General features: G+C 44.6%; 9 protein-coding genes. 6 read left to right on the forward strand and 3 right to left on the reverse strand.

Annotated elements, in window-relative coordinates; all coding sequences use genetic code 11:
• Nucleotides 1-204: 204 nt before the first annotated feature.
• The 3 genes from KUL49_RS03235 to KUL49_RS03245 form a co-directional block, all read right to left on the reverse strand.
• Nucleotides 205-2,682: a glycogen/starch/alpha-glucan phosphorylase gene (locus KUL49_RS03235; RefSeq protein WP_014949036.1), complete on the reverse strand. Its 2,478-nt coding sequence runs from the start codon at nt 2,680-2,682 to the stop codon at nt 205-207.
• Between the two features lie 218 nt (nt 2,683-2,900).
• Nucleotides 2,901-4,553 (reverse strand): phosphoglucomutase (alpha-D-glucose-1,6-bisphosphate-dependent), encoded by a 1,653-nt coding sequence (pgm, locus tag KUL49_RS03240; RefSeq protein WP_131136295.1) that lies wholly within the window; start codon nt 4,551-4,553, stop codon nt 2,901-2,903.
• A gap of 47 nt (nt 4,554-4,600) precedes the next feature.
• Nucleotides 4,601-5,386 carry a SeqA protein gene (locus tag KUL49_RS03245; RefSeq protein ID WP_131136296.1) on the reverse strand — a complete coding sequence of 262 codons (786 nt, stop codon included), beginning with the start codon at nt 5,384-5,386 and terminating at the stop codon, nt 4,601-4,603.
• Nucleotides 5,387-5,886: 500 nt separating this feature from the next.
• Between KUL49_RS03245 and KUL49_RS03250 the strand changes: the two genes are divergently transcribed.
• The 6 genes from KUL49_RS03250 (at nt 5,887) to cynS (ending at nt 13,862) form a co-directional block, all read left to right on the forward strand.
• Nucleotides 5,887-6,834, forward strand: coding sequence for a MoxR family ATPase (locus KUL49_RS03250; protein WP_131136297.1), 948 nt, complete (start codon nt 5,887-5,889; stop codon nt 6,832-6,834).
• 36 nt (nt 6,835-6,870) lie between these two features.
• Nucleotides 6,871-8,004, forward strand: a complete 1,134-nt coding sequence (locus tag KUL49_RS03255; RefSeq protein ID WP_131136298.1) for a DUF58 domain-containing protein — start codon at nt 6,871-6,873, stop codon at nt 8,002-8,004.
• The gene (locus KUL49_RS03260) at nt 8,001-9,860 is read left to right on the forward strand and encodes a DUF3488 and transglutaminase-like domain-containing protein (RefSeq protein ID WP_242633711.1); all 1,860 of its coding nucleotides are present in this window, start codon (nt 8,001-8,003) and stop codon (nt 9,858-9,860) included. The genes KUL49_RS03255 and KUL49_RS03260 overlap by 4 nt, the downstream gene beginning before the upstream one ends.
• Before the next feature lie 648 nt (nt 9,861-10,508).
• Nucleotides 10,509-11,357 carry a formate/nitrite transporter family protein gene (locus KUL49_RS03265; protein ID WP_014949030.1) on the forward strand — a complete coding sequence of 283 codons (849 nt, stop codon included), beginning with the start codon at nt 10,509-10,511 and terminating at the stop codon, nt 11,355-11,357.
• A 126-nt stretch (nt 11,358-11,483) separates the two neighbouring features.
• The gene (locus tag KUL49_RS03270; RefSeq protein ID WP_131136299.1) at nt 11,484-13,394 is read left to right on the forward strand and encodes a protein phosphatase 2C domain-containing protein; all 1,911 of its coding nucleotides are present in this window, start codon (nt 11,484-11,486) and stop codon (nt 13,392-13,394) included.
• A gap of 18 nt (nt 13,395-13,412) precedes the next feature.
• Nucleotides 13,413-13,862, forward strand: coding sequence for a cyanase (gene cynS, locus KUL49_RS03275; protein ID WP_014949029.1), 450 nt, complete (start codon nt 13,413-13,415; stop codon nt 13,860-13,862).
• Nucleotides 13,863-13,928 lie beyond the last annotated feature (66 nt).

Below are 13,928 nucleotides of genomic sequence, written 5' to 3' on the forward strand. Positions count from 1 at the left end.
TATTTTGTATACCGTCTTATACTTTTGTACAACATTAGCCTAATATTGGACAAAAAACATGGCTGTAGTACTTATTTCTGGTGACGTTAAGAACAAACTGTGCCGTATTTTGAACCCGATACGAAACAATGAAGAAGTATTTAGAGGGTAATAAAAAACCCGGCGAGTGTACCACTGCCGGGCTATTTCTTTACGGTTCTGCGATTAGCTTTCAATCTTACACGGTGAAAGTTTCCAAACGCGTTCTACGTAGTCACGAATTGAACGATCTGAGGTAAATTTACCCATCTTCGCTGTATTGATGATGGCCATTTCTGCCCAACGCTCTTTGTCGCGGTATGCAGCATCAACTGCAATTTGTGCATCAGAATAAGCACGGAAATCTGCAAGCACCATGTACGGGTCACCGTTATCAAGTAAGCTTTGCTTAATTGACACCAATGCACCTGGTTTACCTGGCGTAAAGTAATCCGTTTCTAACCAATCCAGCACAGCTTTAATTTCTGGATCTTTATAGTAGTAGTCATGTGGGTTATAGCCATTCGCTTTAAGCTCGTTCACTTCTTCTACTGTAAGTCCGAAGATAAAGATGTTGTCATCGCCCACTTCTTCAGCAATTTCAACGTTTGCACCATCAAGTGTACCAATAGTTACCGCACCGTTCAGCGCAAGCTTCATATTACCGGTTCCTGATGCCTCTTTACCTGCCGTACTGATTTGCTCAGATACGTCTGCCGCTGGAATCATTTTTTCAGCGAGTGATACACGGTAGTTTGGTAAGAATGCTACTTTAATCTTGTTATTTACGCGTGGATCGTTGTTGATCTTATCCGCTACCTTGTTAATTGCGAAGATAATATCTTTCGCAAGCTTGTAGCCCGGTGCCGCTTTAGCACCAAACACAAATACACGCGGGTGCATATCGTAATCAGGGTTTTCTAGAATACGACGATATAGCGCCATAATATTCAGAAGCGCTAAGTGTTGACGCTTATACTCGTGCAAACGCTTAATCTGCACATCGAAAATGGCGTTAACGTCTACTTCTATATCAAGTGACTTGCGAATTTCCTCTGCTAGCAACTCTTTGTTCTCAAGCTTCACTTTCATGAACTGCTTCTGGAACGTTTTATTGCTCGCAAATTTAGCTAACCCTTGCAGTTTGTCTAAGTCGCGCGGCCAGTCTTCACCAATCTTTTTATCGATTAGCTTAGACAGCGCTGGGTTACACGCTTTCAACCAGCGGCGTGGTGTAATACCGTTGGTTACGTTAGTTAGCTTACCTGGATACAGTTCATCGAACTCTGGGAACAGAGACGACTTAACAAGACGCGAGTGCATTTCTGCCACACCGTTAACGGCAAATGAGCCGATTACTGACAGGTGGCCCATACGAACCATCTTCTCGTTACCTTCTTCAATGATTGAAAGCTTAGCTTTCATGGCATTGTCGCCAGGCCACTTCTTATCAACCTCTGCCATAAAGCGGTGGTTAATTTCATAAATGATTTCTAGATGACGAGGAAGGATCTTCTCTATCATGCGCGCAGGCCACTTTTCAAGCGCCTCTGGTAGCAAGGTGTGGTTGGTATATGCAAATACTTTTGTACAAATCCCCCACGCTTCATCCCAGCCAAGCTCTGCGCGGTCAACAAGAATGCGCATTAGCTCTGGTATAGAAATAGCTGGGTGCGTGTCGTTTAGCTGAATAACAACCTGATCGGCGAAACGGCTCCAATCGTCACCATGAGCACGCTTGTAACGACGGATAATGTCTTTAAGCGAGCACGAGCAGAAGAAGTACTGCTGAATAAGACGCAGCTCTTTACCCGCTTCGGTCTCATCGTTTGGATAAAGTACTTTTGAAATCGTTTCAGCTGATACATTTTCACGCTGTGCATCAACATAACCACCCGCATTGAACACGTCCCAATTGAAGTAGTCAGACGCTTCTGACTGCCACAACCGCAGTACGTTTACGGTTTTACCTTCGTAGCCTACAACCGGAATGTCCCACGGCACACCTTTAACAATTGAGCCAGGGTGCCATTCTTTCAGCACTCGTCCGTTGTCGCCGTATTTAGTCTCTACATAGCCGTAAAGCGATACTTCTTGAATAGATTCTGGACGGCAAATTTCCCATGGATTACCGTAGTCACGCCAGCTATCTGGTCGCTCGATTTGCGCACCGCTTTTAATTTCTTGGCGGAACAAACCGTGCTCGTAATGAATACCATAACCTATTGCAGGTAATTCCATTGTCGCTAGTGAGTCGATGAAGCAAGCCGCTAGTCGGCCAAGGCCACCATTACCTAGCGCCATATCAGGCTCTTCTTCAAGAATGTCTGAAATTTCAACACCTAGCTCTTTCAACGCGCCACTAGCCACATCGAATAAGCCAAAGTTTTGCAGGTTGTTTGAAAGCAAACGGCCCATTAGGAATTCAGCAGAGAAGTAATGAACGGCGCGGGTGTCGTTCAGGTAATGACTTTTCTGGGTTTTGCGCAACCCTTCAAGTACTTGTTCTTGAATTGCAGCACACGTTGCTTTCCACCAAGCGTGATTGTTTGCTTTGTTTTCGTCGGTGCCTAGCGTGCAGTGTAAGTGTTTAATAACCGCTGCTTTGAATGCAGCCTTATCGATCACTGGAGAGGGTTGCGTCTTGGTCGCTTTTGCGTTCATTTTGCGTCTCACTCTTAAGTAGAAGCGGTGTTTACACACCGAAAACGTAATTTAATTACAGAATAACTTCAGAATATGACAGCAATATAGCAGCGCTTAAACGATTATGTTGTAATAATTTTGTTAAAATAACAAAAAATCGCATGAATTCGTATGCATTCATGCGATTCTTAACAATAAATTTACAAAAGCGAATTTAAAGTGATTTGTTTTTGTACTTATTTAATTATTTTTCCGACTAAGGCTTCGGCTTCAGCAATTAGATCCTGTAAGTGGCTTTCACCGTTAAAGCTTTCCGCATAGATTTTATAAATTTGTTCGGTGCCAGAAGGACGCGCTGCGAACCAGCCATTTTCTGTCGATACTTTAACGCCACCAATTGCCGCATTATTACCTGGTGCATGGGTTTGAACGGCAGTGATAGGCTCGCCCGCCAACGTATCGCTAGTGACGACAGATGCATCCATCGCCGAAAGCTTTTGCTTTTGTTCAAGGGTTGCTGCCACGTCAACACGGCTGTAAACCGGCGCTGCAAATTTTTCCGTTAGCGCTTTGTAGTGCTCGCCAGGATCTTTGCCTGTGATGGCTAGGATTTCAGCTGCCAGCAAACAAAGAATAAAGCCGTCTTTGTCTGTCGCCCACGTGCTTCCATTGCGTTCAAGGAAAATTCCACCAGCACTTTCTTCACCCGCAAAACCAATAGTGCTGTTTGATAAACCATCAACAAACCATTTAAAGCCTACCGGCATTTCAGCCAAAGGTTTACCTAAACTGTTGGCTACGCGGTCAATCATGCTGCTAGACACCAGTGTTTTACCGATCTTTAAATCGCTGGGCCATTCTGGACGGTGGGTATACAGATAGTTAATTGCCACGGCCAAATAATGGTTAGGGTTCATTAAGCTGGCACTTTTGCAAACAATACCGTGACGATCGAAGTCAGGGTCATTGCCCCAAGCAAGGTCAAAATTATCTTTAAGCTCGATAAGCCCTGCCATTGCGTAAGCCGACGAACAATCCATGCGAAGCTTGCCGTCTTTGTCGCGGCGCATAAAGCCGAACTGTGGGTCAACTGCGTCGTTAACAACGGTAATGTCCAAGCCATATTTATCTGCAATTCGCGACCAATAACCTATGCCTGCACCACCTAATGGATCAGTACCTAACTTCAAGTTAGCTTTTGCAATCGCTTCCATGTCGATAACGCTTGCAAGATCTTCAATATAAGGTTCCATGAAGTCTTCTTCACGAACCAATTTGCGCGCGGTAGCTTGACGAATATCAATGCGCTTAACGTTTTTATTGCCATCGGCAATTAGTTCATTGGCGCGTTTTTGAATTTGCTTGGTTACGTCGCTATCGGCAGGTCCACCATGAGGCGGGTTGTACTTAAATCCACCGTCTGAAGGAGGGTTATGAGAAGGCGTAATGACGATACCATCTGCCTTGTCGGTGTTACCTGCGCGATTGTAGCGAATAATAGTACGTGAAATAACAGGTGTCGGCGTATAGCCCATGCTTTCATTGTCTGCGCGCTGCACGACAACATTGACACCGTTTGCACACAAAACTTCGATAGCGGTAATCATGGCAGGCTCAGATAACGCGTGGGTATCTTTACCAACGAACAGCGGACCGTCGATACCTTCTTGTTTACGATACTCTACCAATGCTTGGCAAATTGCACTGATGTGGGTGTCGGTAAACGTAGCGTTGGAAGCTGTACCTCTGTGACCTGACGTGCCAAAAGAGACCGCTTGACCCGGGTCATTCATATCCGGTTTATAGCTGTAATACTGACTCACTAACTGGGGTACGTTAATGAGTTGCTCTTTTGCTGCATGCTGTCCAGCCTGCGGATGTAATGCCATGAAAAAAATCCTTATTTAGAAGTTTCGTTGTTCTATACCTTGGCTTGCTATTTACCTTCTGAAGAGAAACGCGCAATCACGGTTTCAATAACATCGGGTTGATAACCTAAGTTACGCAAAACTTGTTCCAGCATATTCGTTTTCTTGGCAGTATTGTTATTTGTTACCACCCAGAACGGGCTATCAGGGATAGCTTTAGGATTAGTACTGCTGCCGTTTTCCAACAATGCCGCCTTACTTGTCGCAAAGTACGTACGGTTTTTACCTTTTATACTTTCAACACGAGTAAAGTTTTCTGCATTAAGCTTGTGCGCTGCACTTAAAACAAACAGGAATTGATCAACGCGCTTGGTAAATGTGCCTAATGCATCTTTTGACACCGCTTCAAGAATGTCTCTTTTCGAATGAGATTCTGTTGCTGGCGTTACTGAAGAAACTTCCGAAACCTTTTTAGCTGCCCTTGAGTTCGCAGGCGCTTTTGCTGCCGTTGCTTTAGCTGGAGCTTTCTTCGCTGCAGCCTTTGGCGCTGCTTTAACTGCTGAACTGGCTGTCGCTTTAGTAGGCGCTTTGGTTTGTACTTTAGTCGCTTCTTGAGTTTCAACTTCGGGTGTTGACTCACTTGCGTTATCTGCGGTTTCTACAACGTCTGTACTTTTTAGTTCGCTTGTTTTTACAGATGTAGATGAAGCCCCACCATGCTGGACACCATGGGACACGGCACCGTCTTCAGGCAAAAGTAAACGTCTTAAAATTTGTGATGCACTCTCACCAATATGCTTCGTTTGGCTGGCGATGAAGGCATATAAATCGTCATCTATTTCAATGCTTTTCATAACTACTTCCTTTTTAAGAGGCACCATTATAGACAACACAGATAAACTACGCAGCACTTAATAACAGATGTTTTGCGGGAATCTATGCTAATAAGATAAGAAAGTGACGTTTTACTGCTTCCCAACCCGTCGTATTTGCTGTCGATAAAGTCCATGTAAGCCGTTTTTACTTTTTCAAAAATAGACGTCGCCTTAACAACATTAAGAATATAGGAGAAACAACGCAACGAACTATCAAGTCGCTGATATACCTGCGTATAAAATTTAACAGGTAATTCAATAGAAAGCCTTTCACTATCGTTGCTATTATTAAGAAGTAGTGACCTTCGAAACACCGCATTGTCGGCACTCGTTACCGTTCGCTAAACACGTAAACTAGAACATGAACTCAGACATGAACTTAAACATCATTGCGCAACATCCTTAGAAAAGCCTGAATCGCTTTCTCACTGTTTAATACGTAGTGTGACAGAGTAACTTTAAACTTAAGTGACAATTATATGCGCCAAGATATCATCAATGTACAGCGGGCTCTTAGTCAGAAAATTATTGGTAAAGATCACCAGTTAAAACTCGCAATAACTTGTTTACTTGCCAATGGCCACTTATTAATTGAAGACTTACCGGGAATGGGTAAAACCACCCTTTCTCATGCGCTTTCACAAGTTTTTGGCCTACAATATTCTCGCATTCAATTTACTTCTGACTTACTCCCATCAGATATGTTGGGCGTAAACATTTTTCATAGTAATGAACAAGACGAGGCAAAGCGCTTTTCGTTTAGACACGGCCCTATTTTTAGCCAAGTGGTGTTAGCGGACGAGCTAAACAGAGCCAGCCCCAAAACACAAAGCGCCCTGTTAGAAGCGATGGAAGAGCGACAAGTAAGTATCGATGGTGTAACCCACGCGCTACCCTCTCCATTTTTTGTTATTGCTACACAAAACCCAAGCTATCAATCGGGCACTTATCCCTTGCCAGAGTCCCAACTCGACCGTTTCTTTATGCGTATCTCTTTGGGCTATCCAGCGTGGGAGGCAGAAAAAGCCATGCTATTGCAACAGGATGCATCAGCACCGCTTGCACAAATACTAAATGAGGAGAATTTGTGCGAGATGCAACGAGAGGTAGCCACTATTCATACCAGCGATGCCATTATTCATTACATACTAAGATTGGTGAGTGAAAGTCGTGAAAGCAATGATTACCCTAATCCCCTATCGCCACGAGCGAGTAGAGCGATACTACAAGGTGCCAAAGCCTGGGCGTTTGTTTCCGGAAAATCATATGTTACTCCCGAAGATGTACAGGCCGTCTTCGTGGCCATTACCGCTCATAGGCTAACATTGTCTTCACATCAGTTGGCACAAGGGCAGCAAAACCATGCTTTTGACGGTGAAAAACTGAGCCAGAAATTACTCGATAGTATTGACCCACTGGCAGCCTAGCATTCATGAATTTTCGGAGCGCTAAAGGTGCGTAGAATGCCAGCTTCACTTTCGAATTACCTACAACGCAGGCTATTAAAGTGGTTAGACAGGCGAGTTCCGGCTTCTCACGAACATCACCTCAACGTAAACAGTATTTTTATATTGCCGAGCGGATTCGGTTGGTCTTTTATTATTCTATCGCTGTGTTTGTTTTTACTTGGCACTAACTACCAAAACAACTTGATGTTGCTGCTTAGCTATTTGTGCTTAAGCATTATGCTATTAACGCTGTTTTACACTCATCAAAACTTTGCGCGTTTAGCGCTTAAAGCGACGCCCCCCAGTCCATTTCACTGTAACTTACAGGGTGAATTGCAGCTTCAGGTTATCCCTCACGCAGCAGCGCCAACGAAAACGTGCAATGGTGTATTAGCAATAAAGTGGCTAAATACAGCACGCCCCATGGAAACCGCTGTTAATGCAAGCAATCAAGACACCTCAGTGGATCAGCAGACGTACAGCTTTTCTTTAAACGACAATGAAGTTACGGATACAAGACAAACGCAAACCCTCAGCGTGCCTCTTCCAATACCAGTACGGGGGCGATTTGCACTGGGCAGACTAACCATTGCATGCGATTTTCCGTTGGGATTATACAAATGCTGGACCCACCTCGATTTTGACCAACAGGTTACTGTCTATGCAAAACCTCAAGAAGGTCCGGTCACTGTTAATAAGGTAGCGAGTTCTAATGAGTCGGATAGCGTCAGTCAGGTTAACGACCTTACAAGTAACGAGGACTTCTACGCATTAAACGATTACGAAGTTGGACAGCCGCTTAATCGCGTATCGTGGAAGCATGTGGCGAAAAACGGAAATTGGGTTTCGAAATCCTTTACCTCCTTGCAAAGCGACAGTTTTGTACTTTCAGTTCCCTCAAACATCGATGTGGAAACTGCCGTGTCGGCACTTACCTATGCAACATTGTCTTGGACAGGCGCAGACCGGGTATTTGGAATACAGTACAAAGGGCTTAACATTGCCCCTGCTCGCGGGGTAAAACATAGGCACGAATGTCTTAGTGCACTTGCTTGTTTGAATTCGCATTCATCACAAGCTTCTTCAACCTCAAATAAAACGGTCTCAATATCTTCCATAAAGAGTGAAAGAGCGAGGTCAACGAAATGAACTCCGCTATTTTAAGCCGTTTATCACAATTAACCGTTGTTAAAAGCGTGTTTAGCCAACCAACGTCCGTGGCTGTGCTTATGCTCTGCATAGCTTTCTCTCTTATTCTTTTTTCTCTTACCGCGCCACTTATGACATGGGTAATTATGCTAGGTGGATGTGCTGTGATAGTGAGGGCCGCAGGCCTTAGTGCGTTGAATAGTTTGCCAACATCACGCACGGTTAACTTGCTGGCGATATTGGCAGTGTTCGCATTATCGTGGTTCGGCTTTTCAGTAGGATTGCTTGATAGCATGATCAACCTATTGACCGTCGCTTGCGCGCTCAAAATCATGCTGGTTGAGAAAAAACGAGATTTTCACTTAATTGTATGTACCTGTTTGTTCTTGATCGGCTGCGGATTTATCTCGTCTCTAAGCGTATTTGCGTGGATTGGCTATACAGGAATACTGGCCCTGCTGCTATTCGCGACTGCCATTTATCACGGTGCAGGAATACCCAAATCAAAAAGCATTAAATTCGTGACCGTGCTTATTGTCCAAGCTTTCCCTATCGCGCTGCTACTGTTTTTACTACTTCCCCAACTCCCTCCGCTTTGGCAGATGCCCACGTCAAAGTCGACTGAAACCGGGCTTTCTGACACGGTGACGCCAGGTGATATTGCGTCACTTGCAAGTTCATCTGAATTGGCTTTCAGCGCCACATTTGAAAACACAGAAGCAGTCCCTGTTGCACCGTCCAGGTATTGGCGCGCTATGACCTTAGAACATTTTGACGGGAAAACCTGGTCTATTAGCGACAAGCGCAAACAGGCAGAGCAGCAGTTAGCTTACATGGGCAAGCCAACACCCTTGTCAGCTCTGGCCGAGGAAAATACGCCTCAAGTGGTAAGTTATGAATTGATCGTGGAACCCACACAGCAAACGTGGCTGTTTGCGTTAGCGCCTTCGACCCCCAACAACCGCGAGAACAGTATTTTCGTAAGAAGTCTTTTTGATTTTACGTTAAGGGCGAATAGCCCAATATCCAGTAAAAAAGCGTTTTATCTGCGCTACTATCCAACTGCTCAAATCACTAGCGGAATAGGAAATTTTGAATCGCAACTAAACCTTCAGGTTTCCATGAATGGCAACCCTCAAGCCAGAGCATGGGGACAGACACTTGCCAAACAATACTCAAGCGCACAGCAAATAGTTAGCGCAATAATGCGTGAATTTAATCAAGGGGGCTTCCGCTACACCCTATCGCCGAACGCCATGCCTACCGACCCCATCGACCGTTTTTTATTTGAAGAACGCTCAGGTTTTTGTGTCCATTACGCAGGCGCCATGGTGTATGTGCTTCGCGCCGCAGGGGTACCGGCAAGAATGGTGACAGGCTACCAGGGCGGAAGCGCACTTAATGACAATGTGCTTCAAATAAGGCAGTACGATGCACATGCGTGGGTGGAAGCTTTTATTGATGGTGTGTGGATTCGACACGACCCAACGAGTATGGTGGCACCGTCACGCTTAACCTTCGGGCTTGAACGTGCGTTGGAAGAGCTTGGGGAGTCTCGTAAAGCCAGTATTTTGGGCGACCTTAGCAACGCTGCTATTTTTGCAACGTTACAAAGCTGGTTTCAACAGCTCGATTACTCGTGGAGTAAATGGGTACTGGGCTTTGACAATACTGCGCAAACCAACATGCTTGAAGAATTACTAGGCTCGCTAACGCCGCAAAAAATGCGAGTTGTATTTCTTTCCGCCATTGGCCTAATTGGGCTTATTTTAGCACTTTATTTTTTACCCAAAACGCATCGCAACACACTATCGCCCTCACACAGAGTTTTTACTAAACGCAATAAAATGCGTTGAAGCTAAAACAGGAAAAGAAAGAGGGAATAAAACCTTGTCCGCCTTTATGAGTGAAGTTAACCCTTTGATAAACGAAGATGCTGCCAAGGCACTAACACTTCTGTGTGAACTATTTGAGCATGAAAAATACGCACACCGAACACAAGAGACAAAAGTTTATCCAACCATGAAGCGTCAGTTAAAAATGTTAAAACAGGCATTAAAATAGGAAATGGTTAAACCGGTTGCACCTTAAACACTCACACTCCCCCCTTTTTAGTGCAGACTAATTAATAGTGCCTTGGCGCAAGCGTCTATCAACACAGCCATGAATTTATACAAAGCATTGTTTTTAAAATAAATAAATAACGCATTTACATACATTTTGGTTATTGGCACTTTTTTAGCTTTGTACAAATGGATAACAAAAGTACGAAGGCGCTTATACAAGTATTAGTTGCCAACGGGCTTTAGAGTACAAAGGCGTACACATAACCGACGGTTTATTTGTTAGCTACCACAATGCATGAGTTTCGGACAAAGGCGTCCCCAGTTCTTTCTTACGAGAGCGCTGCGGACGCCTTTTTTTGATCTTCTGGAACGCATTGAAACAGTAAACGCCAACACACAGATGACAACTTATTAATAACGACAACGTGAGGTGAAACCATGGCTTATCTTCTCCCCGCTGAGTTTGCAACCAAGATGGTAGATGCAGGCGAAGCCAAAATTTATATGTCTACACGAGATACTCTAATTCGCGCTTATATGGCAGGTGCTATATTGGCCCTTGCCGCTGTTTTTGCCGTTACCATTGCCGTTCAAACCGGCGTGTTTCTTCTTGGCGCAGTGTTATTCCCAGTGGGCTTTTGTATGCTCTACCTTATGGGGTTTGACCTATTAACCGGCGTGTTTGTACTTACCCCACTCGCTTGGCTTGCACAGCGACCTGGCGTCACGCCAAAACAAATTCTACGAAATTGGGGATTAGTATTCTTAGGTAACTTTGGTGGCGCATTAACCGTGGCCTTTATGATGTCGTTTATTTTTACCATGGGGTATAACGTGGATGGCGGTGCCATCGCGACTAAGGTAGCCAGCATTGGCGAAGCTCGTACATTGGGCTACGCAGAACACGGCGTTGCAGGCTGGTTCACCATTTTTATTCGCGGCATGTTGTGTAACTGGATGGTGTCGCTAGGCGTAGTGGGTGCAATGATTTCAACCCACGTTAGCGGAAAAGTACTAGCCATGTGGATGCCAATCATGCTGTTCTTCTTTATGGGTTTTGAGCACTCAGTAGTAAACATGTTCCTTTTCCCATTTGGCCTTATTATGGGCGGCGACTTCTCGGTTATGGACTACTTCATTTGGAACGAGATCCCAACTGCACTTGGAAATCTTGTTGGTGGCCTCGCCTTTACTGGACTAACCCTGTACACCACCCACGTTAAGACGCTACCCAAACGTACTATCCCTGTTGATAAAGCCGCTGCATCGCAAACACTGCCTATTTAATTAAGGCGCTTATCTTAAAGCCATCATGCCTTGTCCCTACAAGACACGTCATGATGGCGTTATCCGCTTCCTTGGAAATAACTAATTGGGCTCATAATTAAATATGCAGGTAAGAAGCAAATAAACATGAATGAGCGAGCCGCGTTAAACGCCCCAATTAACCCACCAGCTAACACGCTCAGTGTAAGTGCATTTTCTACAGCCGGCGTTAAAGCGATAAACCAAGATGCATACGCTTTTCATGTTTCTGATAACCCAGATCAAAGCAGCGTTTTTGTTATCGCCGACGGTGTAAGTAGCAGTACGGTTAGCCAAGTTGCTAGCGACTTTGCTACCAGTCAGTTTATTAAACTGTTTAATATGGCGCCGGAACAATGGTCGGTTAAGACGCGCGCTGAAACCATTATTAAAGAGATAAACGCGCTGCTTTACACACGTACGCAAAGAAGTCCCTTTTGCTATACACCAGAAAAAGGTTATGTTTGCACGTTAACAGTGGCGGTGGTAACAGGCAATCACATGGATGTATTTCATGTGGGGGATTGTCAAATTCAGGCTATTTCTAAGAACGCACAGTCGCCTGTCTTACTCACAAAACCTCATCGTCAAGTATCGGAAAGTGAGCCTTCGCAGAGTTATCTTACTAAAGCATTAGGCGTTCAAGCACATATAGATATCGACCACACAACACTCACCCTCAACTCATCGAGCACGTTTTCGATAAGTAGCGACGGGGTTTATGAATTTGTTTCGCTATCTACCATTCTTATGAAAATCAGTGAGGCCGATACGCTTTCTGAAAACCAAGCTGCGTTGGTAGTACATGAGGCATTTACTAGAGGAAGCGATGACAACCTCACCTTACTTCTCGTAAAGGTTCTTGTAGCTAGCCATGATGGCCTAAACGATCACAGACACCCACTGTATACAGGCGTTTCAACTTCACCTCATTCATCTGTACTTAACAGGCCGTTGGGCAACCAACTGATAACCAATTCTGAGGTTTCTGATGCTGCGATTCATTACTCAAATCAGCAGTCTGATGAACATGTATGCGAAGAGCCTGCTGCCGCAAACTTTAAGACGGGTGATGATGTTGATGGACTGAAGCTAGAACGACAGCTTTATACGTCGGCCCGAAGCCATGTTTTTATTGCCACCAATTCGTCTTGTGAAGCTACGCACAGAAACAGCCCTGTGGTTGTAAAAACGCCGGCTACCGACTTTACCCTATCACCAGAAATGGTAAATGGGTTCCTAATAGAGAGCTGGTTTTCGAGACGGATTAATTCGGCACACGTTATTAAAAGCCCAACGTTTACTGATTTGGGTCTACCGTACTCTCCTTCTGCTTTTTACAGCGTAAGTGAATATGTACAAGGTCAAACGCTAGCTCAATGGGCTGTTGATAATCCTACGCCGCCATTAGAGCAAGTTAGAAATATAATCGAGCAGGTTGGTAAAGGTTTACAGGCAATGCACCGTCAGGGCATTGTTCATAGGGATATACGCCCTGACAATATTATTATTAGCGAACAAGGGCACTGTACAATTATAGATTTGGGTTCAGCAGCCTTAGCCGATGCCCCAAGCCTCTATAGTGACACACCTATTCCTGGCGCTGCACTTTTTTCCGCACCTGAATACTTTTTAGGAAATGTTGGCACAGAGCGCTCTGATCTGTTTTCCTTAGCCGTACTCACCTACTATCTCTTGTGCGGTCGTTACCCCTATGGCACAAAGCTCGTTCACTGTCGCACGTTGGCCGAGCAGAAAAAGTTAAAATACCAAACCGCATTGGCTCCTAATCGACCAATACCTAATTGGGTTGATAGCGCCCTTAAGCGTGCTTTGCATGTGAACCCTGATAAGCGATTTTCTTCACTATCTGAGTTTCTTTTTTCGCTTCGCTACCCAAATCCATCACAACATACGGCGTACGATCCGTTAGTAAAACGACACCCTCTTTTTGTGTACAAGGTGCTAATACTGGCACTTATTTTCAGCAATCTAGTTACGCTCATTTTGTTTAACTAACCCTTTAAGGAAATGCAAATGATTACATCGAGAACCCAAGTTACCGACATGATCCAGTCAGCCAAAATTTTAAAAGGCATAAAGTGGAGTCAGATTGCCGAAGTTGTTGGTCAGTCAAAAGAATGGAGTACAGCAGCTTGCTTAGGACAAATGGCCATGACAAAGCAGCAAGCTGAAGCCGTGGGTGAGTTACTTGAGCTTACCGACGAAGCCATTGCTTGGCTTCAAATCGTGCCTTACAAAGGCTCGTTACCCACAGAAGTCCCTACCGACCCGCTTATTTACCGCTGGTATGAATTGGTGAGTGTGTATGGCACTACATTAAAGGAATTAATTCATGAAGAGTTTGGCGACGGCATCATGAGTGCCATTGATTTTTCTATGGATTTACAGCGCGAAAACGATCCTAAAGGTGACCGTGTCAGCGTAGTTATGTCAGGGAAGTTTCTGCCATATAAGATGTACTAAACGTATTTCAGGATGGGACACCCGACATAAAAAAAGCCGGTCATGCGACCGGCTTTTTAGTATTTC

It is taken from the genome of Alteromonas sp. KUL17, assembly GCF_006538305.1.
In the GTDB taxonomy this organism is placed as follows: Bacteria; Pseudomonadota; Gammaproteobacteria; order Enterobacterales; family Alteromonadaceae; genus Alteromonas; species Alteromonas macleodii.